The organism is Cellulosimicrobium sp. JZ28, from assembly GCF_015327065.1.
GTDB lineage: Bacteria > Actinomycetota > Actinomycetes > Actinomycetales > Cellulomonadaceae > Cellulosimicrobium > Cellulosimicrobium funkei.
Map to the genome: position 1 here is coordinate 3,686,597 of NZ_CP017660.1, position 24,430 is coordinate 3,711,026.

Consider the following 24,430-nt stretch of genomic DNA (forward strand, 5'->3'; position numbering starts at 1 on the left):
GCGTCAGGACTGGCGCGTCAGACCTCCAGGTTCGCGAACAGCACGCTCGCGAGGGCGAGCCCCACCACGAGGTTGAACACCGTCGCGGACCCGAACACGACGAGCGGCTTCCAGCCCGCCTCGCGCACGGCCGTGACCTTGAACTCCAGGCCGATCGAGACGAACGCGACGATGAAGAACACGGTGCTCAGCGACTTGAGGACCGCGATCTGGTCCGCCGACGCGTCGGCGCCCACGGCGCCGACGTACACCGTGGCGGCGACGGACGCGGCGAGGAAGCCGAGCACGAACTTCGGGAACCGCGTCCACAGCTCGCGCACGCGCGGGGCCGAGGCTCCCGGAGTCCGCTCGACCTTGAACGCGAAGTACGCGGTGAGGGCGACGGCGACGACGCCGATGAGCGCGTTCTGGGTCGCCTTGACGATGGCCGCGACCTGGAGCGCCTCGTCCCCCGCGAGGGCGCCCGCCGCGGTGACGGCCGCCGTCGTGTCGATGTTGCCCCCGATCCAGGCGCCCGCGACGGCGGGGCTGAGGCCGAGCGACTCGGCCAGCGCCGGCAGCACGAAGATCGACGGGAGCGCGAAGAGGATGACGACGCTCGCCGTGTACGCGAGCTGCTCCTTCTTCGCCTGCACAGCCCCGGCAGCGCTGATCGCGGCGCTCACCCCGCAGATCGACACCGCGGACGCGAGCAGCGCCCGGAGCCTGTCCTCGATGCCGAGCCGCCCGCCGAGCCACCACGTGAACCCGAACACGAGCGTGATGAGCAGGAACGCCTGGGCGATCGCCGGGCCCGCCGCGGACACGATGAGCGCCAGGTTCACCGTCGCGCCGAGCAGGACGAGCCCGGTCTTGATGAAGAGCTCGGTGCGGAACGCGGCGGAGAGCCGGTCGCGGAGCCCGAGCGCGGTGAGCACGAGGTTGCCGAGCAGGCCGAGCGCGATCGCGTACACCGGGTACTCGACCGCCTTGGCGATGCCCGCCAGCGACGTGCCCGCGAGCCAGTCGGGCACGTGCTGCTCCAGGTAGCGGACCGACCACGCGAGGCCGAGGAGGACGACGACCCCGGCGACGACGTAGCCCGCCCCGGGGTTGCGCCCGTCCTGGACGACGGACTCCTCCAGGCTCGTGCCCGACGTCGGGCCGCGCCCCTCGGGGTCCGTCGCCGGGTCGGTGGTCGGCGTGGTGCTCGTCGCCGCGGAGGGCGGGGTGGAGGCGCTCATCACGGCACCAGCCCTTCGGGGATCAGGCCGAGGAGGCCGAGGGCCACGATCAGGAGGCCGACGCCGGTCGCGAGCCAGTCCTCGGAGAGGTGGACGCGGCGGACGGTCTCGACGGTGACGGGTGGTTCGACGCGCGCGGCGCCGGGGGTCTCGTGCTCGCTCATGGTGGTCCTGTCGCAGGGAGTCGGGGGGTCGGCGGTCCGGGCAGGGGCGACGGACGGCCGCGCGACGACCGCGAGAGCGCGGCCTACCTCGCGACGTGTCGGGGTCCGTCGCCCCGTCGACACAGCGCGCCGGGGCGCGGGGCGCGCTCCGCGGGAGGTCGGGTGCCGGTCATGGCGACATGGTCCTCGGGCCGGGCGGTCGACCGGAAGCGGGTTCTCGCATCTCGGGCGGACGTGACGCAACGTGACGCGTCCGGGGTGCCGTCCCCGCGCGTGGTGGTTGCCTGGGGACATGACCACGCCCGGAGACCCCTTCCCCACGCCCGACCCCGAGCCCGCGCCGACGCGCCGCACGTGGCCGTGGATCGTCGTCACGGTCGTCGCGGTGCTGGTGATCGCGCTCGTCGTGTGGCTGGTCAACCGCCCGACGGACGACGGCCCCGCCGTCGAGACGCCCGCGCCGTCGACCAGCGCTCCCGCGAGCCCGTCCCCCACCGACGCGGCGTCGCCCACCGACGGCGCCTCGACCCCGGCCGCCGAGGGGTGCCCCGCGACCGGCGACGGCGTCCCCGCCGGGGCGGGCACGCACGAGATCGTCGACGTCGACGGCGACGGCCGCCCGGACACCGCGTGGCTCACCGGCGGTGCGGACCGCACGTTCGGCATCACGACGGCGTCGGGCGCCACGTTCTCCGCACCCGTCGAGTCGGCGAGCCCGCAGCCGGCGAGCGCGATCGTCCAGCTCGTCGCGGCGGGCGACGGGACCGCGCCGATCGCGCTCGTGGACACCGGGCGCGAGGTCCTGCTGCTCTCGGCCGCCGACTGCGCCCTGACGCCGACGCAGAACGCGCAGGACGAGCCCTACACGTTCGACAAGGGCTTCACGGGCTTCGGCACGGGCGTCGGCTGCACCGAGGTCGACGGCACGCTGCGCCTCGCGGGCTTGAACGCCGTGCCCGACGACGGCTCCACCTTCACGGTGTCGCGCACCTTCGTCGACCTCGACACGGGCGCGAAGGTCGCGACGAACGGCGAGGAGGAGACGGTCGCGCAGGGCGCCGCCGCCGACGACCCGGTCGTCACGACAGCCCAGGAGACGAGCTGCGGCGACCTCGTGGCCGGCCAGGACGGCCCCGTCGAGCCGCAGTAGCCCCGCCGAGGGGTCAGCGGGCGTCGGCGAAGCGGTCGAGCTGGCTCGGGGACAGCGTGACGTCGCGCGCGGCCATCGCCTCGTCGACCTGCTCGATCCTGCTCGCCCCGACGATGGGCGAGATCCCCTGGCTCATGAGCCAGGCCAGGACGACCTGGTTCGGCGTCGCGCCGGTCTCCCGGGCGACCTCGTCGAGCACGCGGAGCACGCGCTCGGTCCCGGGGTGGGCGTAGCCCGCGGAGAACGGACGGTCCGCGCGGGTGTACCCGCCCATCATCAGGGGCGTGTAGCACCACAGGTCGAGCCCTTCCGTGCGGGCGTGGTCGAGGTCGTCCGGGGCCAGGAGCTTGTGGCCCGCCTCCGGGACCGTCGTGCCCGGGCGGGGCTGCACGAGGGAGTGCCGGAGCTGCAGCGCCGACCACGCGGCCACGCCCTGCCGACGCGCGAGGTCACGCGCCTGCTGCACCCGCCACGACGCGTGGTTGGCCGCGCCGATCCGGGTGGCACGCCCCTCGGCCACCGCCTCCCCGAACGCGGCGACGGTCTCGCCGAGGTCGACCGTGCGGTCCTCCGCGTGCGCCCACAGCAGGTCGACGTGGTCGACGCCGAGCCGCTCGAGGCTCCCGTCGAGCCCGGCCCGGACGGCAGACGCGGACAGCCCCTCCGCGCTCTCGGGCCACGCGTGCGCGACCAGCGGGTCCTGACGGACCTTGGTCGCGAGCCCGACGGCCGAGCGCGCCCCCGGGTTCGCCCGCAGCCACGCGCCGAGCACGCGCTCGCTGGCGCCACCCAGCCCGCTCGGGTCGGTCCAGAAGGCGTAGCAGTTGGCGGTGTCGAGCCAGTGGCCGCCGGCCTCGACGAAGCGGTCGAGCAGCCGGAACGCGGTGGTCTGCTCCACGCGCGTGCCGTGGTCCATGGTCCCGAGGACGATCTGGGGGGCGTTCTGCTGTGCGGTCATGCCCCGATGCTCGATGCTGGAGCGCGCTCCAGGTCAAGCGGTGCGCGACGGCGGAGCCGGCTCCCCCTCGACGCTCGGCTCCGGGCCCCCTCCCGCCTGCTCGCGGTAGTACGCGATCTTGTCGTCGAGCACGCCGAGCGCGAGGTCGATCCGCGCCCTGCGCTCGTGCAGCTCCCGCCGATGGCCCTGGAGGAACGCGACGCGGTCCGCGGGGCTCCCCTCGCGGCGGAGGAGCGACGTGAACTCGCGCAGCTCGGAGATCCCCAGCCCGGCGTCGCGGAGGCACGTCACCAGCCCGATCCAGAACAGGTCGTCCCCGTCGTAGGCCCGGTGCCCGCCGGCGGTCCGGGCGATCGGCCCGATGAGCCCCTCCCGCTCGTAGTAGCGGAGCGTGTCGAGGCTGACGCCTGCTCGGGCGGCAGCGGCCTGCGGCGTGAGCGTGTCGGACATGAGGAGCCTCTCTCTGCGCTGTCGGTACCCGCTCCCGATTCTGGGTCCTGGTGCGCGCTCCAGGCCAACGCCGCCCGGCTCAGCCGCGCCCGCAGACCCGGCACGCGCCACGGCGTCGGAGCCAGTAGGCGTAGGTCGCGGCGCCGAGCGCGAGCGACCAGACCGGCCACAGGAGCGTCGGCCCGACGGCGCCCCACGAGTCCGCGGTCAGGGCCAGCCGGCTCTCGCCGAACCCGAGGACGATGAGCGAGAGCCCCGCGGGGAGCACCGCGACCGCGACGACCGTCGCGGGGACGACCGCGAGCCCCACCGGCACGCGGCGTCCCGCGAGCCCGACCGTCCAGCGCGGGAAGACCTCGCCCCAGCGCTGGAACAGGCCGAGCGTGAGCACCGCGCCGACGAGCGCGAAGCCGCCCAGCCCGAGCGCCGCGACCCAGCCGTCGTCCCCGGCGAGCTGCGCGACGTCGTCGGGCGAGAAGCCGAGCGGGATGCCGAGCACCCAGGCGATGCGCGTGACCGCGTAGAAGGTGGGGATCGCGGCGGCGACGAGCGCGGCGGTCCGGCCCCAGCGCGCCGCGGCGGCGGGCGTGGTCCACGCCGGGTCGTGGCCGTCGTGGCGGCGCCCGCAGGACGCGCACGCCCCGGCCCCGCGGCGCACGAACCGCCACGTCGAGGCGACGAGCAGGGCGCCGCCGCCGAGGAGCGCGAGCTGCGTGAGCGGGCCGGCGCCGAGGAAGTCCTCGAACGCGGCGCGGATCACGGGGTCGAACGGCGCCATGACGAGCGTGACCGGGAGGTACCCGAGCCGGGCGAGGATCGACGCGTCGGTGAGGGCGAGCACGCCGGCCGAGACGACCGCGGTCGCCGCGACGGTCAGCGCGCGGTCGGCCCGGGCGACGGGACCGCGCCGTCCGCCGAGCCACGCGCGCAGCGCGGTGGCCGCGCCGACGAGCGCGAGGACCGCGACCCACGGCGTGAGGGTCGCGCCCGGGACGCCGCTCAGGGCGCCGAACGACAGGTCGTTCGCGGCACCGACCGCGAGCGTGCCGCCGGTCAGCGTGACGACGAGCGCCACGACGCCGCCGAGCGCCCACCACGCGGCCGCGGCGGGGGCGATCCAGCGTCCGCGGGACGCGCGCTCGGGATGGACGCGCGGCCCGCCGCGGGTCGACGGTCCACGGTCGCGGCCCGACGACGCGGGTGCGGGCGTGCGGTCCGACAGGGGCGGGTGCGGTGTCGAGGTGCTCATGCCTCGACGATCCCGGACCCCGCCCGGCGGCGGATCCCCCGGCACGGCGAGCACGCTCCCCCGCGCGGGTGACCGCGCTCCGGCGCGAGCGGTCCGACAGCCACCGGTCCGACAGCGGCCGGCCGGCGCGTCAGGGGATCAGTCGCGCGGGCGCACCCGGCGCAGCGCCCGGAGGGCGCCTGTGGACCACAGCGCCCACGCCACGAGCACCGGCTGGAAGAACAGGCGGCCGAACCGCTTGGCGTCGGTGTCGAGGCCGAACCCGTCCTGGTGCTCGAGCCACTGCCCGACGTTTCCCGGGAAGATCACCACGAAGAACGCGGCAGCGACAAGCCCCACGGCGACGCGCCACCGGGACAGCACGACGAGCGACCCGCCGAGCGCGATCTCGACGGCGCCGGACGCGAGCACCGTCACGTCGTCGTCCACGGGGAACCAGGACGGGACCTGCGCCTGGAACTCCTCACGCGCGACCGTGAGATGGCTGATCCCGGCCCCGACCAGGGCGAGCCCCAGCGCGACGCGTGCGACCGTCGCGACGGGCGGCACGGACGGGGCGGGGCGGGTGAGCACGGAGAGGTCCATGGCGCGATCGTCGCACCGGGGCGGTCGGCGCGCGCGTCAGCCCGCCCGCACGAACCCCGACTCGTAGGCGCGCACCACGGCCTGCGTGCGGTCGCGCACGCCCAGCTTGGCGAGGACGTTGCCCACGTGCGTGCGCACCGTCTCGACGCCGAGGTAGAGCTCGGCCGCGACCTCCGCGTTCGACAGCCCCTGCGCGACCAGCCGCAGCACCTCCCCCTCCCGCTCGGTGAGGCGCGCGCTCCGCAGCGCGTCGCCCGTGGGCGGGTGCGCCGTCGCGAGGCGTCGCACGGCGTCGGGGAAGAGCAGCGACTCGCCGCGCGCGACGACGCGCACCGCCTGCGCGACCTCCTCCGGGCGAGCGCGCTTGAGCAGGAACCCGTGCGCCCCGGCCCGGAGCGCGTCGAGCACGTGGTCGTCGTTCTCGAAGGTCGTGAGCACGAGGACGCGCGGCGCGCCGTCGCGCGCGAGCAGCGCCCGCGTCGCCGCGATCCCGTCGACGCGCGGCATCCGCACGTCCATGAGCACGACGTCGGGGCGCGCCCGCGCGACGACGCCCGGCACCTCCGCGCCGTCCCCCGCCTCGCCGACGACCTCCAGGTCCGGCTCCGCGTCGAGGATGACGCGCAGCCCCGCGCGCACGAGCGGCTCGTCGTCGACGAGCACCACGCGGACCGTCCCCGTCACGGGACCGCTCCTGCCCGGGCCCGCGCTCATCGCGACGACCCCGCGCGCGGGAACGTCGCGCGCACGACCCAGGCGCCGCCGTCGGGCGCGGGACCGGCCGCGACCTCCCCGCGCAGCAGGTGGGCCCGTTCGCGCATGCCCGCGAGGCCGCGGTGCTCGCGCGCGGCGCCGTCGGTTTCCCGACGCCGCGCGCCCGCCCCGAGCGGGTTGCGCACCTCGACGACCAGCGCGTGACCGGGACCGGGCGCCACCTCGACGGCGACGGGCTCGCCGGGCGCGTGGCGCAGCGCGTTGGTCAGCGCCTCCTGCACGACCCGGTACGCCTCCTGCGAGACGGCGCGCGGGACGTCGGGCAGCGCGGCGCCGTACCGCGCAAGCCGCACGTCGGCGCCCGTGCCGCGCGCGTCGTCGAGCAGGGCGTCGAGGTCGGCGAGCGTGCGGGCCGGGGCGCGGGGCGGCGCCCCCGGGACGTCCGCGCGCAGGAGGCCGAGCACGTGGTCGAGGTCCGCCATCGCGCTGCGGCCCGTCTCCTCGATCGCGGCGAGCGCACGGCGCGCCGCGGGCGGGTCGGAGTCCAGCAGGCGTGCCGCCGCGGCCGCCTGGAGCGTCGTGACGGTCAGCGCGTGGCCGACCGAGTCGTGCAGCTCGCGCGCGAGCCGGCCCCGCTCGGCCGCACGGTCCGCGGCCGCCTCCAGCTCCGCGATCTGCTCCGTCTGGTCCGGGCCGAGCAGCGGCAGGGCCGCCTGGCGCAGCACGGCGCGCGCGAGCGCCACGACGTACGGGACGGCGAGCAGCACGAGCACCGCGGTGAGCAGCCACGTCCACGCAGGCAGCGCCTCCCACGGTCGCCAGTCGGCGAGCAGCACCGGCTCGACGCCCGTCGCGGACAGCACGAGCTGCGTCGCGACCGGGACCCCGAACAGCACCACGACCACGACCGCCGCTCCGAGGGCCAGGTGCAGCGCGTACCAGGCCGCGGCCCGCCAGCGCGTCGCCGCGCCCGGCGGGTCGGTGCCGGCCGCGGGGAGCGGCACGTCGACGTCGAGGAACGTCCGCGCCGCCGCGATCTCGAGCGTCCGCACGGGCGCGAGGAACGGGGGCGCGCTCGCGAGGACCGCCGTCACGAGCGCCAGGACGACCGTCGCGACGCGCGGCGTCTGGAGGGACGCGAACATCTGCACGAACCCCGCGACGAGTGCCGCGTACGCCCCGGCGACGACGCCGCCGACCACGAGGAGCACCCCGGCGCGCACGGTGGCCGTGCTGCGCAGCGGGGCGAGCACCCGTCCCCACCCTCGCGGCGGGCGCGCGTCGGTCGTCATGGCCCCCAGTCTCACCGCGCCGCCCGCGCGGCACATCCCCTCGACGGGGGAACCGCGACGTGCGCGACGCCGCGCGCCCCGGCACGCCCGCTGGTCCAATGGGAGCGTGATCGGGTTCTGGTGGGGCCTCGTCGGGGCGTCGTCGCTGCTCCTCGGGGCCGCGCTCGTCTTCTGGCGCCCGCCGGGCCAGCGGTTCGTCGGGCTCGTCATGGCGTTCGGCTCGGGCGTGCTCATCAGCGCGGTCGCCTACGACCTCGTGGAGGACGCGTCGACCCGCGCGAGCGGGCTCGTCCTGCTCGCGGGCCTCGCGGGCGGGGCGCTGACGTTCTTCGTCGGCGACCGGATCATCGACCGGATGGGCGGCGAGGGCCGCAAGCGCTCCACGGGCGTGCAGAAGGAGGCGGTCCAGGCCGCGGGCGGGACCGGCGGCGCGGCGATCGCGCTCGGCACCGTGCTCGACGGCATCCCCGAGTCCGTGGTGCTCGGCGCGACGCTCATCGGGGGCGGCGGGGTGAGCGTCGCGATGCTCGCCGCCGTCTTCGTGTCCAACCTGCCGGAGGCGATGTCGGCGACGGCGGGGCTGCTCAAGGCCGGCACGAAGCCGTCACGGCTGTGGGTGCTGTGGGGGTCGACGACGCTCGTCTCGGCGCTCGCGGCCGGGGTCGGCTACCTCGCGCTCGACGGCGCGTCGCCCGCCGTCGTGGCGGTCACCCAGGCGTTCGCCGCGGGGGCGCTGCTCACCATGCTCGTCGACACGATGATCCCCGAGGCGACGGAGTTCGGCGGCCCGGTCACCGGGCTCGTCACCGTGCTCGGGTTCGCGACGGCGTTCGGGCTGAGCTCGATCGGCGGGTGACCGCCGTCAGGCCGCGAGGTCCTGGCCGCTCATGCGGTGGATCGACGCCATGACCTCGTCCGTGAGCTCGCGGCGCGCCTGCGCCGGCTTGGTCCCGGCCGTGATCTGGCGCTGCGGGTCGATGGGCTTGCCGAAGTGCACCTCGACGCGGTGCAGGCGCGGGATCCGCTTGCCGACCGGCTGGACCTTGTCCGTGCCGCGCACGGCGACGGGGACGACGGGCGCGTGCCCGGCGAGCGCGAGCCACGCGACGCCCGTGCGGCCCGGGTGCAGCTTGCCGTCGCGCGAGCGCGTGCCCTCGGGGTAGATCCCGAACGCGCCGCCGCGCTGGAGCACCTCGAGCGCGTCCTCGAGCGAGCGCTGCCCGGCGCGCGGGTCGTCGCGCTGGACGGGGATCATGCCGATCGTCGTGAAGAACCACCGCAACAGGCGTCCCTTGATCCCGCGGCCCGTGAAGTACTCGGCCTTGGCGAGGAACGTCACGTGCCGCGGCGCGACGATCGGGATGAGCAGCGAGTCGATGAACGACAGGTGGTTGCTCGCGAGGATCACCGCACCGTGGCGCGGGATGTTGTTGCGACCTGTCACCTGGGGCCGCAGCAGCACGTAGGCGAGCAGCGACAGGATGAGCCTCAGGACGCGATAGGTCATCCGTTCATTGTGCACCGTCCGGGGCGCACGTCCGTGCACGCCGTGGGCGACGGCTCACCCGTCGGCGCGCGCCCCCGCCGCCGCACCGCGCCGCGCCCGGCCCCGCCGGGTGACGAGGTACACCGCGAGGATCACGACCACGAGCCCCGCGGTGGACACGAGCTGGGCGCGCGCGGCGGCGTCGGTCAGCATGAGGACGGCGAGCGCCGCGAGACCCACGAGCACCGCCCACGTGAGCCACGGGAAGCCCCACATACGCAGGGTCATCGGCTCGCCCGACGCGCGGGCCTGCGCCTCGATCCGCCGACGGAGCCGCAGCTGCGAGACGGCGACGAGGACCCACACGACGAGCAGCGCGGCGCCCACGGCGTTGAGCAGGATGCCCAGCAGCGCCTCCGGCAGGAGCCAGTTCAGCCCGACCGCGACGAGCGCGAAGAACACGGAGACCAGCACCGACACCCAGGGGACGTCGCGCCGCGACACGCGCCGCAGCGCGCGCGGGCCGTCGCCGCGCCCGGCCAGCGAGTAGGCCATGCGCGACGTGCCGTACACGTTCGCGTTGAACGCCGAGAGCAGCGCGACCACGACGACGACCTCCATGACGCGCGCCGCGCCCGGCAGCCCGGCGAGGTCGAGCACCGCGACGAACGGGCTCTCGGCGAGCAGCGGCGAGTCCCACGGGAGCACGAGCACCATGATCGCGACCGAGCCCAGGTAGAACACGAGGATCCGCCACACGATGCTGCGCGTCGCGCGCGCGACGGCGGTGCGCGGCTCGCGCGCCTCGGCCGCGGCGATCGTGACGATCTCGATGCCGCCGAACGCGAAGACGACGACGAGCAGCCCCGCCGCGATGCCGCCCCACCCCTCCGGGGCGAAGCCGCCCTGGCCGAGCAGGTTCGACGTGCCGACGGGCTCCGTCCCGGGCAGCAGTCCGAGCACGAGCAGCACGCCGACGACGAGGAACCCGACGATCGCCGCGACCTTGACGAACGCGAACCAGAACTCGAGCTCGCCGAACTGCCGCACGCCCCACAGGTTGATCACCGCGAACACGACGACCACGGCGAGCGCGACGCCCCACTGCGGCACGTCGGGGTACCAGCCGGTGACGATGCGCGCGGCCCCGGTGATCTCGGCGCCGAGCACCATGACGAGCATGAACCAGTACAGCCAGCCGAGCAGGAACCCGGCCCACGGCCCGAGCGCCTCCTCCGCGTAGACGGAGAACGACCCGCTCGCGGGGCGCGCGCTCGCCATCTCGGCGAGCATCCGCATCACGAGGATGACGACGACGCCCGCGATCGCGTACGACACGAGCACGGCCGGGCCGGCGGTGGCGATCCCGACGCCGGAGCCGAGGAACAGCCCGGCGCCGATCGCGGAGCCGAGGCCCATCATCGTCAGGTGCCGCGTGCGCAGCCCGCTGCCGAGATGGTCGGCTCCCGGGTCGCCAGGGTCGGCGCCGCGGTCGACGGTCGGGTCGGTCGTCGACGGCCGGGTCTCGGCCGGGGCCCCGCTCGCAGACGGTGCCGGGCGTTCGGGCGTGGGGGTGCTCATGGTGCGGTCCTGCGGTCGGGGTCGGGACGCCGTGCTCGACGCCGACCCACGACGCTACACGGCCCGGGCGCGACGACGCCCCGCACCCGGCGTGAGGGACGCTCGGGGGTGCGGGGCGGTGTCGGGCACGACGCTGTGCCGTCGCTACGGGGTCGCGGTCCGCGGGAGCGGGGCGACGGCGTGCTGGCGCGGCGCGGCGCTGCCGTCGCCCGGTGCGGCCGGGTCGTCGGCGCGGTCGCCCGCTCCGGCGGCGGTGCCGGTCTGTCGTCCGTCGCCGTCCGGCGCCGGGGCGTCGGGGGTCGGCGCCGCGGCGTCGACGGCGACCGGTCGGCGCGTCGAGCCGTTGAGGACGCCGTCGTCCTGGAGGTCGTCGAGGTCCTCGTCGTCCACGGCGTTCGCCCCGTGCTCCGCCCCGGCGGCGAACACCGACGGGTCGGGCGGCGTGCCGAACTTCAGGTGGTTGAAGAGCAGGTTGAGCAGGATCGCCATGACCGCGGCCGAGCTGATGCCCGAGTGGAAGATGATCCCGAACCACGTGGGGAACTGGTCGTAGAAGTCGGGCTTGGCGATGGGGATCATGCCGAACGAGATCGACGCCGCCACGATGATGAGGTTCATCGGGCGCGAGTAGTCGACCTTGGCGAGCGTGCGGATGCCCGACGCCGCGACCGAGCCGAACAGGACGACGCCCGCACCGCCGAGGACCGGCGTCGGCACCGCGGCGACGACGCGGCCGAGGACCGGCAGCAGGCCGAGGATCACGAGGATCGCGCCGCCCGCCCCCACGACGAACCGCGACTTCACGCCCGTGATGGCCACGAGGCCGACGTTCTGCGCGAACGCCGACTGCGTGAAGGACCCGAAGAACGGCGACACGATGGACGACGCCATGTCGGCCCGGAGGCCGTCCGCGATGCGCTTGCGGTTCACCTTGGTGCCGACGATCTCGCCGACGGCGATGATGTCGGCCGTCGTCTCGGTGAGGGTCACCAGGATGACGATGAGCATGGAGATGATCGCGGCGATCTCGAACGTCGGCGCCCCGAAGCCGAGGAACGACGGGAACGCCGCGACGGGGCCGTCGCCCACGCCGGAGAAGTCGGCCTTGCCGAGCGCGAGGGCGATGAGCGTCCCGACGACGATCGCGATGAGGATCGACAGGCGCGAGATCGTGCCGCTGCCGACCTTGGACAGCAGGATGACGATCGCGAACGTCAGCGCGGCGAGGCCGATGTTGCTTACCGAGCCGTAGTCGGGCGCGCTCGCGTTGCCACCCATCGCCCAGTTGGCCGCGACGGGCATGAGCGTGAGGCCGATCGTCGTGATGACGACGCCCGTGACCACCGGTGGGAAGAACCGGATGATCTGCGCGAAGAAGGGCGTGATGAGCAGGCCGATCACGGAGGCGACGAGCACCGCGCCCAGGACGCCCGGGATCCCTCCGCCGCCGTTGACGATCGCGACCATCGTGGACACGCCCGCGAAGGACACGCCCTGGACCAGCGGCAGCTGGGACCCGAAGAAGGGGATGCCCACCGTCTGCAGGATCGTCGCGAGGCCGCCGATGAAGAGGGACGCCGCGACGAGCATCCCGATCTCGGCGCCGGTCAGGCCCGCGGCGCTCCCCACGATGAGCGGCGGGGCGATGATGCCGCCGTACATCGTGAGCACGTGCTGGAACCCGTACCCGAACGTCGACCCGATGGGCAGCCGCTCGTCCTCGGGGCGTGCCGGACGCCGTTCGGCGCCGTCCGTGGCCCTCGTGGCTCGCGCATTCATAGCGGACCTCCTCGTCAGCTATCGTTCCGCTTGGCGGAAAACTACTTCCACTATTCGAACGCCTCGTGTGACCTGTGTCAAGTCCCGGCCCGCAACTCGTGCGTGGCCAGCGGGGACGGTCGCGACCGCCCGACGTCGCCCGTCCGCCGCCGCCCGTGACGTCGCCCGTGCGACGCGGCAAAGCGCTAGCACCATGCCGCGCGCCCTCCCTACGCTCCACCGGTGACCACGACCCTGCGGCCCTACCGCCCCGCCGACCTCGACGCGGTCGTCGCGCTGTCGCTGCGCGCGTGGGAGAGCGCGTTCGCCTCCTGGCGCGAGATCCTCGGGGAGCGCCTCTACGACCTCGCCTACCCCGACTGGCGCCGCAGCCAGGCGGCGGAGGTGCGGGGCGCGTGCGAGAAGCACCCCGCGACGACGGTCGTCGCGGAGCGCGACGGCCGGGTCGTCGGGTTCGCCACCACGGTGCTCGGCGAGCCCGCGCCGGAGGGCGCGCGCACCGCCGACCTGGAGATCATCGCCGTCGACCCCGACGTGCAGGGCGACGGCATCGGCCGCCGGCTCGTGGACGCTGCCCTCGCGCTCATGCGCGACGCCGGGTGCGCCTACGCCAACGTCTGGACCGGCGGCGACCCGGGCCACGGGGCAGCGCGCGCCCTGTACGAGTCGAGCGGTTTCACCGCCCTGCCCGTCGTCCACTACTACCGCGAGCTCTGAGCCGACGGGGACGTCCGGGCGTCGGCCCGGCCCGTCCCCGCCGGCCCCGGCTCACCCCGCGACGAGGCGCCGGGCCGCCGCCGAGTGCTCGGCCGCGAGGGCGCCGAGGTCGAGCCCGGGGATCGCGCCGTCGACGACGCGCCACGCGCCGCCCACCATGACGCGGTCCGCGCGGTCGGCGCCGCACAGCAGGAGCGCGGCGACCGGGTCGTGGGCGCCGGAGAAGCGCAGCTCGTCGAGCCGCCACAGCGCGAGGTCGGCCTGCTTGCCGACCGCGAGCACGCCGACGTCGTCCCGCCCCAGCACGCGCGCCGAGCCACGCGTGCCCCAGCCGAGCGCGCGGGTCACGGGGATGTCCGCGCCGTACCGGAGGCGCTGGAGGTAGAGCGCCTGGCGCGCCTCGAGGATCATCGTCGAGGCGTCGTTCGACGCCGAGCCGTCGACCCCGAGCCCGACGGGCGCGCCCGCGTCCTCCAGCTCCACGGCCCGGGCGATGCCCGACGCGAGGCGCATGTTCGACGTCGGGCAGTGCGCGACGCCGGTCCCCGCCGCCCCGAGGCGGCGCACCTCGTCGTCGTCGAGGTGGATGCCGTGGCCGAGCCAGGCGCGGTCCGTGAGCCAGCCGACGGACTCCAGGTAGTCGACCGTGCGCATCCCGAAGCGCTCACGGCAGAAGTCCTCCTCGTCGACCGTCTCGGCGAGGTGCGTGTGCAGGCGGACGTCGAGCTCCTCCGCGAGCGCCGCGCTCTCGCGCATCGCGTCGGTCGTCACCGAGAACGGCGAGCAGGGCGCGAACGCGATCTGCACCTGCGCCCCGGCGCCCCGCTCGTGGTACGTGTCCACGAGCCGCCGCGAGTCCGCGAGGATCGTGTCGAGGTCCTGGACGACCGACTGCGGCGGCAGGCCGCCGTCGTCCTGGCCGAGCGTCATGGAGCCGCGCGTGAGGGTCGCGCGCATCCCGAGCCGCCGGACGGCGGCGACCTGGAGGTCGATCGCGTCGTCGAGACCGGCGGGGAAGACGTAGTGGTGGTCGGCCGCCGTCGTGCAGCCGGAGAGCAGGAGCTCCGCGAGGGCGACGGTCGTCGCGAGCTCGTGGTCGCGCGGCGTGAGGCGCGCCCAGACCGGGTAGAGGCGCTGCAGCCAGGGGAAGAGCGGGGCGTCGGCGACCGGCCCCCAGGCCCGCGTGAGCGTCTGGTAGAAGTGGTGGTGCGTGTTGATCAGGCCCGGCGTGAGCACGTGCTGCGACGCGTCGAACGTCTCGTCGACGGGAGCGGACGGCTGCGCGCCGGCCGCGACGAGCTCGACGACCACCCCGCCCTCGACGACGAGGCCGCCGCGCGCGTCCGGGGCGCCCGGGGAGTCGTCGGCGGTGAACACGCCGAGCGGGTCGCGGACCCACGTCCTGGTCGCTGCGTCGGTGCTGGTCATGGTGCCTCCTGGTGGCTCGTCGCTCACCGGGGCGCGGCTCCGGCGCCACGGTGCGCCGGCTCAGTGGTCCTGTCTGCCGATCCAGGTGCCGCGCGTCACGCGGCCCGGCCGACGCTAGGCCGGGCCGCGACCGCCGTCAAGATGCGCCCGCCGCTTCCCGCGCGCGACCTCGGCCGCTGCGCCATCCTGGTGCTCGCCGCCGCCGACCACCGGGAGCCGTCCGTGAACGTCTACGCCCCGCTCGTGCCGGTGTTCGTCGTCGCCCTGCTGGCGCCCCTGCTCACGGGCCTCATGCCCGTGCGGTCGCGCGTCCCGCAGGTCGTCGTGCTGCTGCTGGGCGGCATCCTCGTCGGGCCGTCCGCGCTCGACCTCGCCACGCCCGACGACGTCACGCTCCTCTCGGACCTCGGCATGGGCTTCCTCTTCCTCCTGGCCGGGTACGAGCTCGAGCCGAGCCTCCTGCGCGAGCGCGTCGGCCGGCGGGCCGGAGCGGCGTGGCTGACGTCGCTCGTCGTCGGCGCCGTGCTCGTCCTCGCGATCGTGGGCCACGACTCGCCGCACGCCGTCGCGGCGGGGGCGATCGCGCTCACGACGACGGCGCTCGGCGTGGTGCTCCCCATCCTGCGCGACGGCGGTCAGCTCGGCTCGCGGCTCGGCCGCGCGGTGCTCGTGGTCGGGGCGGTGGGCGAGCTCGGCCCGATCGTCGCCATGGCCGTGCTGCTCGGGACGCGCGAGAGCGGGGTCGCGGCGATCCTGCTCGTCCTGTTCGCGGTCGTCGCGGTCGCGCTGTCCGCGCTGCCGGGCCGGCTGGGGCGCCTCAAGGCCCTCGGCGGCGACCGCCTCTTCAGCGCGGCGGAGCACGGGACCGGCCAGAGCACGCTGCGCCTCACGGTGCTGCTGCTCGTCGTGCTGCTCGCGCTCGCCGCGGGGCTCGGGTTCGACGCGGTGCTGGGCGCGTTCGTCGGCGGCATGGTGCTGCGCCGCTGGGCGCCCGGCGACGTCGAGGCGCTGGAGAAGAAGCTCGACGCGGTCGCGTGGGGCGTGTTCGTGCCGGTGTTCTTCGTCAGCTCCGGCATGGGCCTGGACATCGACTCCATCGTCGCGTCCCCGCTGCTGCCGCTGACGTTCTTCGCGCTCATGGTGGTCGTGCGGGGCGGCCCGGTGCTCCTGTGGTTCCGGCGCGAGCTACCGTCGGTCGAGCGTGTCCAGACCGCGCTCTACGCGGCGACCGCGCTGCCGCTGCTCGTCGCGCTCACGGAGATCGCCGTCGAGCAGGGCGCCATGACGTCGCAGGTCGGGGCGGCGCTCGTCGGCGCGGGCGTGCTGTCGGTGATCGTGCTGCCGATGGTCGCGAGCCGGCTCGGGCCGCGCGAGCCAGGCGGCCGCCCGCCCCGACCGGGCGAGCAGGGCGAGCCGGGCCCGCGCGTCGACCCGCCCGACGACGCGGCGACCGCGCGCGGGTGACGCACCCCGGGGTGCCCCGCCCGCGCGGCCGGTCGCCGCGGTCGCCAGGTCAGCCGGGTGTCAGAGCGTCCACTGCTGGGCGGTCGTGCCGTTGCACGTCCAGGTCTGCAGCCGCTGGCCGTCGTGCAGGGGCGCGCCGCCCGTGGCGTCGAGGCAGAGCCCGGACTGCGGGTTGCGCAGCGCCTTGCTCCCCGCGTCGTACGCCCACTTCTGCGCGCCCGTCCCGTTGCACGTCCACACCTGCACCGCCGCGCCGCGCGTCGTCGCGCCGTCGCGCACGTCGAGGCACTTGCCGAGCGCGCGGACGGTCCCGTCGGAGCCGCGCGTCCAGGTCTGCGCGGCGTTGCCGCTGCACGTGACGATCTGCACCTGGTTGCCGTCGGTCGGGTCCGCCCACGGGACGTCGACGCACATGCCGTTCGCGGCGCGCACCGCGCCGGTCCCCGTCGGCAGGCCGGTCCCCGGGTTCCCCGGGTTCCCGGGGTTCGACGAGCCCGAGCCGTTGTCGTAGACGCGCACGTAGTCGACCTTCATCTGCTGCGGGAGCTGGGTCGTGCCGTCGGGGTAGCCGGGCCACTGCCCGCCGACCGCGACGTTGAGGATGAGGAAGAACGGCTGGTCGAACACCCAGGCGTTCGCGCCGACGCTCGCGCGCGTGACGCGGTGGAACTGCTGGCCGTCGACGAACCACGTGATCTCCCCCGGCTTCCAGTCGACCGCGAACGTGTGGAACGTGTCCGCGAAGGACCAGCCCTGCGGGTGCTGGTACATGCCCGTGATGCCGGAGCCGCCGGAGTACCCCGGGCCGTGCACCGTGCCGTGCACGCGGTGCGGCTCGAACCCGACGTTCTCCATGATGTCGATCTCGCCCGACGACGGCCACGGCGTCCCGGGGAAGCTCCCGCCGAGCATCCAGAACGCCGGCCAGATCCCCTGGCCCCGCGGGATCTGGATGCGCGCCTCGATGCGCCCGTACTGCGGCTGGTACTTCCCCTGGGTCGTCATGCGCGCCGACGTGTACGACCCGTCGCCCTCGCGGCGCGCGGTGATGACGAGGTTGCCCTGGCCGTCGAGCGCGGAGTTGGCGCGCGAGGCCGTGTAGTTCTGGAGCTCGGCGTTGCCCCACCCGTGCGCACCGGTCTCGTGGTTCCAGACGGCGGGGTTCGGCGCCGAGCCCGCGGCGCCGTCGAACTCGTCGGACCACAGGAGGTCGCCGGGTGCGGCGGCGGCCGACGTCGCGGGCACGGTGACGGCGAGCGCCGCGGCGGCCGCCGTGAGCGCGGCGACGAGCGCGCCCGCGAGGCGCCGCCGGGTGCGGGATCGGGGCCCGGCCGGGGTGCGGGGCCGTGTCAGGGAGCGGTGACGTGCGAGGTCCATCGTGCCTCCAGGTCCGGCGGCGGTGCCGCCTGCGTCTCGCCACGGTGCGCGACGTGCTCTCGGCGCGACTCTGCACCGGGACGGGGGCCGTTCCTCGGCCCTCCGTCGCGAACCTACGACGGCAGGATCACGCCGAGCAAGCGCTCTCTCGGCGTGTCGTGGGATCGCTCCCATCTTTCGATCCCTCCCGGTGCCCGGAGCCCGGAGCCCGACCACCCAGGGACGTCAGGCCGTCGCGGGGACCGCCGCGTCGAGGATCGCCTCGGCCGCCCGGCGCGCCTGGCGCGCGACGTCGAGGTCCTGCGTGATGGCCGCCGTCGTCTGCGCACCCTCGGCGAGCAGCACGACCTGGAGCGCGACGTCGTCGGGCAGGCCCGCCTCGCGCACGACGTCGCGCGCGTACCGCTGGAACGACTCCTTGTGCTCGCGCACCGCGGCGGCGACCCCGGGCGACGTCGCGCCCAGCTCGCCGAACGAGTTGATGAACGCGCACCCGCGGAAGCCGTCCTCGCGGAACCACGTGTCGAGGAAGTCGAACACCGCGAGCAGGCGGTCACGGGGCGTGGCCGCTCCCGCGGCGGCCTGCGCGATCCCCTCGTCCCACCGGCGCGTGCGCTGGCGCAGGACGGCGACGACGAGGTCGTCCTTGGACGGGAAGAGCGAGTAGATGCGCTTGAGCGACACCCCGGCCTCGGCGCGGACGGCGTCCATCCCGACGGACTGCACGCCCTGGGCGTAGAACAGCCGGTCGGCCGCGGCCACCACGGCCGCACGGGCGCTCGCGTCGTCGAGCATCGCTCATCTCCTGTTCACGTCGTACCGCTTGCGCGGAGAACCATCGTTCTCTAGTGTAGCGACTCACGGGAGAACGACCGTTCTCCCGACGCCGCGAAGGGAGCACGACCATGGGGTACATCACCGTCGGGCAGGAGAACTCCACCGACATCGAGCTCTACTACGAGGACCAGGGCACCGGGCGGCCGGTCGTCCTCATCCACGGCTACCCGCTCGACGGCCACAGCTGGGAGCTGCAGAAGCGCGAGCTGCTCGACGCCGGCCACCGCGTCATCACCTACGACCGCCGCGGGTTCGGTGCGTCGAGCAAGGTCGGCAGCGGCTACGACTACGACACGTTCGCAGCCGACCTCGACACCGTCCTCGAGACGCTCGACCTGCGCGACGTGATCCTCGTCGGCTTCTCCATGGGCACCGGCGAGCTCGCCCGCTACGTGAAGAACCACGGCCACGAGCGCGTCGCCAAGCTTGCGTTCCTCGCCTCGCTCGAGCCCTTCCTCGTCCAGCGCGACGACAACCCGGAGGGCGTCCCGCAGTCCGTGTTCGACGGCATCGTCGAGGCCGCGCGCTCCGACCGCTACGCCTGGTACACACAGTTCTACAAGGACTTCTACAACCTCGACGAGAACCTCGGGACCCGCATCAGCGAGGACGCCGTGCACGCGAGCTGGATCACCGCGATCGGCTCCGCGCCCGTCGCCGCGTACGCGGTCGTGCCGACCTGGATCGAGGACTTCCGGGCCGACGTCGAGGCCGTCCGCGCGGCCGGCAAGCCGACGCTGATCCTGCACGGCACGAAGGACAACATCCTGCCGATCGACGCGACCGGGCGCCGCTTCCGCCAGCTCGTGCCGGACGCCGAGTACGTCGAGGTCGAGGGCGCTCCCCACGGCCTGCTCGTCACGCACGCGGCCCAGGTCAACGAGGCGCTGCTCGCCTTCGTCGGTCGCTGACCGCGACGTTCCTCGCGGGAGCGGTCGCCCGTCCGAGCGCCGCGACCGGGCGCCGGGGTGGTCCCCGGCGCCCGGCGCCACGGCCGAGTGAGCGTCAGGCGACCGTCACGCGGTAGTCGTCGGCGTCGTCGTCCCAGGCGAGGTCGACGGCGCCGGCGGCCTGCGCCGCCTTGCAGAACTGCAGGAACCCGCGGTACCCGAGCGCCTTCTCGCTGAAGTCGGGGCGCTTCTTGCGGATGGCGTTCTTCAGCCCGGACAGGACCGTCGAGCCGCCCTCCTCGCGGACCACGTCGCGCACGAGCGCGAACGCCTGGTCCGTGTCGCCCTGCGCGGGCAGCGACACCTCGGGGTCGCCCGTCGCGGGGCCGGGCGCGAGCTCCACGAAGCTCCGGTCGGCGAGGAACCGCAGGAACTCGCCGAAGTTGCGGAACCCGTAGTCCGCCTCGCTGAACGTCGGGTCCTTGCGCAGCAGCGTGCGCTTGAGCACCGACGCGGTGACCGGGCCGCTCGTGGACGCCTCGAGGTCGGCCAGCGTCTGCGCGACGCGCACCTCCATCGGGACGTCCTCGCCCGACGGCGCGTCGTCGTCGGCCTCGGGGGTCGTCGCGACGAGCGCGGGCTCGTCGGTCGGCTGCTCGACGGGCGTCGTCTCGCCGTCGACCTCGGCGTTCTCGGTCACGACGGGCTCGCCCCGGCGCGACGAGCGCCCGACGGCCTCGCCGAGCTCCGCGAGCGCCGCCGCGGCCGGGGTCTCGACCTCCGGCTCGGCGATCTCGGTCGCCTTGCGGCGCCCGGACGTGCGACCCCCGGTGCGCTTCGCCTTCGCGCCGCCCGACGGCGCCCCGGCGCGCCCGCCGCGGACCGAGCGGGGCTCCGGCTCGTCGGGGACGTCGACACCCTCGAGCCGGTCGTAGAAGAGGAACTCGTCGCACGCGGGCGGCAGGAGGCGGGACGTCGACTTCTCGACGCCCACGCCGATCACGCGCTTGTTCAGCTCGCGCAGCTTGTGGACGAGCGGGGAGAAGTCGCTGTCCCCCGTGCACATGACGAACGTCGAGATGTAGTCGCGCTCGAACGCCATCTCGATCGCGTCGACGACCATCTTGATGTCGGCGGCGTTCTTGCGGGACGCCCCCATGCGCTGGGGCATCTCGATGAGCTCGACCTGGTGCCGCGTGAGCGAGCGACGGTCCTCGTCGAAGTACGACCAGTCCGCGTACGCCCGCCGCACGACGACGCGCCCGCGCACGGCGAGCGCGTCGGCGATCGGGCCGAAGTCGAACGTCATGCCGCCCAGGTGCTCGCGCGCCCCGAGCGCGAGGTTCTCGTAGTCGATGAAGACGGCCAGGCGCTCCTCGGTGTCCATGTCCGCCAGCCTAGGCGCAGACCACGGCGCCGCGCCCTCGAGCGCCGGCGTCGTGCGTCACGGGCCTGCGCACGTGACGCACGACGCCGGCCGGAAGAGCTCCTCCGCTCAGCGGACGGACCGGATGAGCAGGATGAGGACCGCACCGACGAGGGCCAGCACAGCCGCGACGGGGAACATCGCGTGGTAGCCCAGCGCCGTGATCGCGGCAGCCGCGAGGACCGGTCCGAGGATCTGCCCACCCGTGTTGGCGAGGTTGAGGATGCCCAGGTCCTTCGCGGCCGTCTCCGGATTGGGCAGCACCTCGACGTTGAGCGCCTGGTCGACGGCGTTGAAGGCGCCCATGCCGATGCCGGCGACGAGCCCGTAGACGAGCATCGTCCAGGGCTCGGCGGACACGAACGGCACGAACGCGCCGATCGCGACGAGCACGGCCGCCACGACCACAGGCAGCCGCCGTCGCCGCAGGCGGTCCGAGACCGGCCCCGCCACGGCCGACATCACGAGCGCCGTGATCATGAGGAACAGGGACACCAGCGAGACGTACCGCGAGGTCTCGTCCTCGCCGAGGCGCATGTAGTCCGTGAGGATGTAGAGCTGGTAGCCGGAGATCGCGAACGTCGCGGCGATGATGAGGAACTTCCCGAACAGCGCGAGGTAGTAGTCGCGCGCACCGCGCCGCGGGAACGAGAAGTTGTCCAGCAGCATCCGCTTGTCGAGACGGCGCCGGGCCATGCCCAGGCTCGAGCCCTCGCGCATGAGCAGGGCGGCGACCGGGCCCGAGAGCAGGGTCAGGGCGGCCAGGACCGTGAAACCGCCGGTCAGCGAGCCGAGGAACTGCGCGCCCACGATCTGCCCGCCGTAGAGCCCCGCGGAGTACCCGAGGGCGTAGACGGACGAGATCGTGCCGCGGTGACGCGGGGCGACACGGTCGGAGATCACGGCGATGAGCGGCGCGACGATCGCGTTGAGGAAGAACTGGTAGACGCACCACGCGACGACCAGCAGCCCGACGCTGCGCACCGAGCCCACGACGAGCAGCATCGCCGCGGACGCGACCGACCCGACGACGATCCACGGCGTGCGCCGCCCCCAGCGCGAGCGTGTGAGGTCGGAGAGCGCGCCGAACAGGATGTTCGCGATCGTGGCGACCACCATCGCGCTCGTGGCGAGGAGCGCGACGACCGCCTCCTTGTTCGCCGGAGCGATCTCTGCGACGCGCGCGGGGAGCAGGACGGCGTTGACGCCCAGGTAGGGGCCGAGCCACAGCACCACGCCCAGCGCGAGGGCGACGCCGACGCGCAGCGGCCGGCGCGGCTGCTGACCGTCCTCGACGGTGCCGGACCACTCGCTGACGACCTCGGGCGCGACGGCGCCGGGTCCGGTCGCGGTCACAGCTCGGCCTCCGCCCGTGCCGCGCCCGCGTCGCCCCAGCACGACGCCGCCTCGAGCACGACCGGCCCCGCCGCGACGACGACCGCTCGGGTGCGCTCGTCCCAGCGCCCGAAGGGCGTGAGGTCGAGCGCCACCGGGACCGTGACGCTCGACCCCGCCGGGACGTCCACCACGGCGAAGCCCAGCAGCTCGCGCTCGCCCGCACGGTCGCCGTCGGCCCGCGAGCCGTACACCTGGACGACGTGGCGGCCGTCGCGGTCGCCCGTGTTGCGCACGGTCGCGCGCACCTCGGCGTGGCCCGCGGCGCGGTCGACCGTGCCGACGTCGATCCGCGTCACCTCGTACGTCGTGTACGCCAGCCCGTGGCCCAGGGGGAAGAGGGCGTCGACGCCGTCGCGCTGCAGCAGCCGCTGCCCGTACCAGCGGTCGTACGTGATCGCGGTCGCGTCGATGTCGAGGGGCGGCAGGTGGTCCGCGGACGCCGGGATCGGGTAGGGCAGACGCCCGGACGGGTTGTGAGCGCCGAGCAGCACGTCGGCGAGCGCGTTGCCGCCCTCCATGCCGGCGTACCAGCCGAGCAGGACGGCCGGGACGTCGTCGACCCATTCCTCCATGAGAACCGCGCCGGCGCTGACCACGACGACGACGGTGCGCGGGTTGGCCGCCGCGACCGCACGGATGGTCTCGACGTCCTCGGGCCGCAGGTGCAGGTCGCGGCGATCGCCGCCGGCGGTCCCGCTGCCCACGACGCTCAGGCCTTGGCCCATCGCGGCCATGACGGCGTCGCGATCGGCGCGCTGGGCGTCGTCGACGGGGTCCGGGTAGAGGCGTAGCAGGTCCTCGCGCGTCGCGACGGAGCCGTCGACGAACTCGCCCTCGTCGGCGGCGGTGTACCCGACGACGACGACGGCCGCGTCGGCACCGCGGGCCGCTTCCGCAGCCGCCGGGGCACCCCGCTGCGGGTCCGCCGTGACGATCTCGGCCCCGGGGATCGCGGCGCGCAGGCCCTCGACCGCGGTGACGACGTACGGCGCCCGCACGTCGGACGACCCGTGGTCCCCGGTGTTGGCGACATCCGCGAGACGGCCGACGACGGCCAGGCGACGCAGGGAGTCCGTATGCAGCGGGAGCGCGGGCGCACCGGACGCCTCGTCGTTCTTGAGGAGCACGACGGCGCGGCGCGCCGCCTCGCGTGCCAGGTCGACGTGCTCGGCGCTCACGACGGTGCCGCGAGGCTCGTCGGCGTCGCGCCCGGCGTGGTGGCGCAGCTGCGTCGCGAGGATGCGCACGCCCGCGCGCTCGACGTCCGCCCAGGTGGCACGGCCGTCCTCGAGGGCATCACGCAGCCATGCACCACGCTGCTGGCGGAACGGCGCCTCGACGTCGAGCCCGGCGGCGAGCGCCTTCGCCCCGTCGCGCATGCCCCAGATGAAGTCCGTGACGACGGTGCCCTCGAAGCCCCAGTCCTCGCGCAGGACCGTGGTGAGGGTGTACGGGTTCTGACCGCCCCACTCGCCGTTCACCGAGTTGTAGGAGCTCATGACGGCCGCTACGCCCGCGTCCGACACCTGCTTGAAGTGCGGGAGGTAGACCTCGTGGAGGGTGGCCTCGTCGACGGTGACGTCGACCGAGAAGCGCGCGTTCTCCATCGAGTTGAGCGCGTAGTGCTTCATGCACGCCATCGCGTGGTGCTGCACGCCGCGCGTGAGCGCGGCCCCGAGCGCGCCGAGCAGCAGGGGCTGGTCGGAGTACGTCTCCTGCGAGCGGCCCCACGCCGGGTGGCGCGGCAGGTTGATGCACACGCCACCGAAGAAGTTGCCGCCCTGCTCGCGGATCTCCGCGCCGATCGCGCGCCCCACTCGCTCCTCGAGCTCGACGTCCCACGTGGCGCCGCGCGCCATGGAGACCGGAAACGCCGTCGAACGGCCGACGACGCACCCGCGTGGTCCGTCGACGAACCGGATCCCCGGGATGCCGAGCCGGTCCACGGCGCCCATCACGTAGGGGAAGACGTTGTAGCCGTCCTCCACGAACGAGCGCATCCCCTTCCAGAACTCGAGGTCGCCGTCGAGGAGCCAGAGCCGCTCGTCGTCGGTGAGCCGGTCGTACAGGCCCGTGGCCTGCGCGACGGGGTCCGCGCCCGCGCGCACCTCGTCGGTCGCGAGGCCGAAGGCCCCGGTGTCGGTCGGGACGGTCGTCGTCCCGGCGGCGTCATCGCTCGTCATCCTGCACACCTCGTCCGTGAGTCGTGAGTGGTACTGAGTACCTAGTAGGTATTCAGTAAGATAGGTCGTGGCAGCCGCC

General features: G+C 74.6%; 22 protein-coding genes. 5 read left to right on the plus strand and 17 right to left on the minus strand.

Annotated elements, in window-relative coordinates; genetic code table 11:
* Window positions 1-17: 17 nt before the first annotated feature.
* Window positions 18-1,223 (minus strand): YeiH family protein, encoded by a 1,206-nt coding sequence (locus BJP59_RS16485; protein WP_194521475.1) that lies wholly within the window; start codon window positions 1,221-1,223, stop codon window positions 18-20.
* Window positions 1,223-1,387 (minus strand): hypothetical protein, encoded by a 165-nt coding sequence (locus tag BJP59_RS16490; protein ID WP_021483057.1) that lies wholly within the window; start codon window positions 1,385-1,387, stop codon window positions 1,223-1,225. Before BJP59_RS16490 ends, BJP59_RS16485 begins: the two co-directional genes overlap by 1 nt.
* 292 nt (window positions 1,388-1,679) lie before the next feature.
* On the opposite strand from BJP59_RS16490, the gene BJP59_RS16495 reads away from it, so the two are divergent.
* Window positions 1,680-2,537, plus strand: coding sequence for a hypothetical protein (locus BJP59_RS16495; protein WP_194521476.1), 858 nt, complete (start codon window positions 1,680-1,682; stop codon window positions 2,535-2,537).
* Between the two features lie 13 nt (window positions 2,538-2,550).
* Here BJP59_RS16495 and BJP59_RS16500 read toward each other — a convergent pair whose 3' ends face one another.
* The 6 genes from BJP59_RS16500 to BJP59_RS16525 form a co-directional block, all read right to left on the minus strand.
* Window positions 2,551-3,495 (minus strand): aldo/keto reductase, encoded by a 945-nt coding sequence (locus tag BJP59_RS16500; protein ID WP_228485134.1) that lies wholly within the window; start codon window positions 3,493-3,495, stop codon window positions 2,551-2,553.
* A 33-nt stretch (window positions 3,496-3,528) separates the two neighbouring features.
* Window positions 3,529-3,945: a MerR family transcriptional regulator gene (locus BJP59_RS16505; RefSeq protein ID WP_194521477.1), complete on the minus strand. Its 417-nt coding sequence runs from the start codon at window positions 3,943-3,945 to the stop codon at window positions 3,529-3,531.
* 79 nt (window positions 3,946-4,024) lie between these two features.
* Window positions 4,025-5,194, minus strand: a complete 1,170-nt coding sequence (locus BJP59_RS16510; RefSeq protein ID WP_228485135.1) for a hypothetical protein — start codon at window positions 5,192-5,194, stop codon at window positions 4,025-4,027.
* Between the two features lie 138 nt (window positions 5,195-5,332).
* Window positions 5,333-5,779 carry a DoxX family protein gene (locus tag BJP59_RS16515; RefSeq protein ID WP_194521478.1) on the minus strand — a complete coding sequence of 149 codons (447 nt, stop codon included), beginning with the start codon at window positions 5,777-5,779 and terminating at the stop codon, window positions 5,333-5,335.
* A 36-nt stretch (window positions 5,780-5,815) separates the two neighbouring features.
* The gene (locus tag BJP59_RS16520) at window positions 5,816-6,463 is read right to left on the minus strand and encodes a response regulator (RefSeq protein ID WP_228485136.1); all 648 of its coding nucleotides are present in this window, start codon (window positions 6,461-6,463) and stop codon (window positions 5,816-5,818) included.
* Window positions 6,464-6,489: 26 nt separating this feature from the next.
* Window positions 6,490-7,785 carry a sensor histidine kinase gene (locus BJP59_RS16525; protein ID WP_194521480.1) on the minus strand — a complete coding sequence of 432 codons (1,296 nt, stop codon included), beginning with the start codon at window positions 7,783-7,785 and terminating at the stop codon, window positions 6,490-6,492.
* Window positions 7,786-7,891: 106 nt separating this feature from the next.
* On the opposite strand from BJP59_RS16525, the gene BJP59_RS16530 reads away from it, so the two are divergent.
* Entirely contained in the window at window positions 7,892-8,641 is a 750-nt protein-coding gene (locus BJP59_RS16530) for a ZIP family metal transporter (RefSeq protein ID WP_194521481.1), read from the plus strand.
* Between the two features lie 6 nt (window positions 8,642-8,647).
* Here BJP59_RS16530 and BJP59_RS16535 read toward each other — a convergent pair whose 3' ends face one another.
* The 3 genes from BJP59_RS16535 to BJP59_RS16545 form a co-directional block, all read right to left on the minus strand.
* The gene (locus BJP59_RS16535) at window positions 8,648-9,292 is read right to left on the minus strand and encodes a lysophospholipid acyltransferase family protein (protein WP_194521482.1); all 645 of its coding nucleotides are present in this window, start codon (window positions 9,290-9,292) and stop codon (window positions 8,648-8,650) included.
* A gap of 54 nt (window positions 9,293-9,346) precedes the next feature.
* On the minus strand, window positions 9,347-10,852 hold the full coding sequence (locus tag BJP59_RS16540) for an amino acid permease (RefSeq protein WP_194521483.1): 1,506 nt from the start codon (window positions 10,850-10,852) through the stop codon (window positions 9,347-9,349).
* 144 nt (window positions 10,853-10,996) lie between these two features.
* Window positions 10,997-12,631: a nucleobase:cation symporter-2 family protein gene (locus BJP59_RS16545; protein WP_228485137.1), complete on the minus strand. Its 1,635-nt coding sequence runs from the start codon at window positions 12,629-12,631 to the stop codon at window positions 10,997-10,999.
* Between the two features lie 222 nt (window positions 12,632-12,853).
* Between BJP59_RS16545 and BJP59_RS16550 the strand changes: the two genes are divergently transcribed.
* Window positions 12,854-13,348, plus strand: coding sequence for a GNAT family N-acetyltransferase (locus tag BJP59_RS16550; RefSeq protein WP_061268955.1), 495 nt, complete (start codon window positions 12,854-12,856; stop codon window positions 13,346-13,348).
* A 51-nt stretch (window positions 13,349-13,399) separates the two neighbouring features.
* On the opposite strand, the gene BJP59_RS16555 is transcribed toward BJP59_RS16550, so the two are convergent.
* Window positions 13,400-14,776 carry an 8-oxoguanine deaminase gene (locus tag BJP59_RS16555; protein ID WP_194521484.1) on the minus strand — a complete coding sequence of 459 codons (1,377 nt, stop codon included), beginning with the start codon at window positions 14,774-14,776 and terminating at the stop codon, window positions 13,400-13,402.
* Between the two features lie 141 nt (window positions 14,777-14,917).
* On the opposite strand from BJP59_RS16555, the gene BJP59_RS16560 reads away from it, so the two are divergent.
* Window positions 14,918-16,240, plus strand: coding sequence for a cation:proton antiporter (locus BJP59_RS16560; RefSeq protein ID WP_194521485.1), 1,323 nt, complete (start codon window positions 14,918-14,920; stop codon window positions 16,238-16,240).
* A 60-nt stretch (window positions 16,241-16,300) separates the two neighbouring features.
* Here BJP59_RS16560 and BJP59_RS16565 read toward each other — a convergent pair whose 3' ends face one another.
* Entirely contained in the window at window positions 16,301-17,617 is a 1,317-nt protein-coding gene (locus tag BJP59_RS16565; RefSeq protein WP_194521486.1) for a glycoside hydrolase family 16 protein, read from the minus strand.
* Window positions 17,618-17,842: 225 nt separating this feature from the next.
* Window positions 17,843-18,412 carry a TetR/AcrR family transcriptional regulator gene (locus BJP59_RS16570; RefSeq protein WP_137281287.1) on the minus strand — a complete coding sequence of 190 codons (570 nt, stop codon included), beginning with the start codon at window positions 18,410-18,412 and terminating at the stop codon, window positions 17,843-17,845.
* A gap of 110 nt (window positions 18,413-18,522) precedes the next feature.
* Between BJP59_RS16570 and BJP59_RS16575 the strand changes: the two genes are divergently transcribed.
* On the plus strand, window positions 18,523-19,365 hold the full coding sequence (locus tag BJP59_RS16575; RefSeq protein WP_194521487.1) for an alpha/beta fold hydrolase: 843 nt from the start codon (window positions 18,523-18,525) through the stop codon (window positions 19,363-19,365).
* A 94-nt stretch (window positions 19,366-19,459) separates the two neighbouring features.
* Here the strand turns inward: BJP59_RS16575 and BJP59_RS16580 are convergent, their stop codons facing one another.
* The 3 genes from BJP59_RS16580 to BJP59_RS19970 form a co-directional block, all read right to left on the minus strand.
* Window positions 19,460-20,731: an NYN domain-containing protein gene (locus BJP59_RS16580; RefSeq protein ID WP_061268961.1), complete on the minus strand. Its 1,272-nt coding sequence runs from the start codon at window positions 20,729-20,731 to the stop codon at window positions 19,460-19,462.
* Between the two features lie 108 nt (window positions 20,732-20,839).
* Window positions 20,840-22,126, minus strand: a complete 1,287-nt coding sequence (locus tag BJP59_RS16585) for an MFS transporter (RefSeq protein ID WP_043654445.1) — start codon at window positions 22,124-22,126, stop codon at window positions 20,840-20,842.
* Window positions 22,123-24,351, minus strand: a complete 2,229-nt coding sequence (locus tag BJP59_RS19970; protein WP_228485138.1) for a glycoside hydrolase family 3 protein — start codon at window positions 24,349-24,351, stop codon at window positions 22,123-22,125. Before BJP59_RS19970 ends, BJP59_RS16585 begins: the two co-directional genes overlap by 4 nt.
* Window positions 24,352-24,430: the final 79 nt, after the last annotated feature.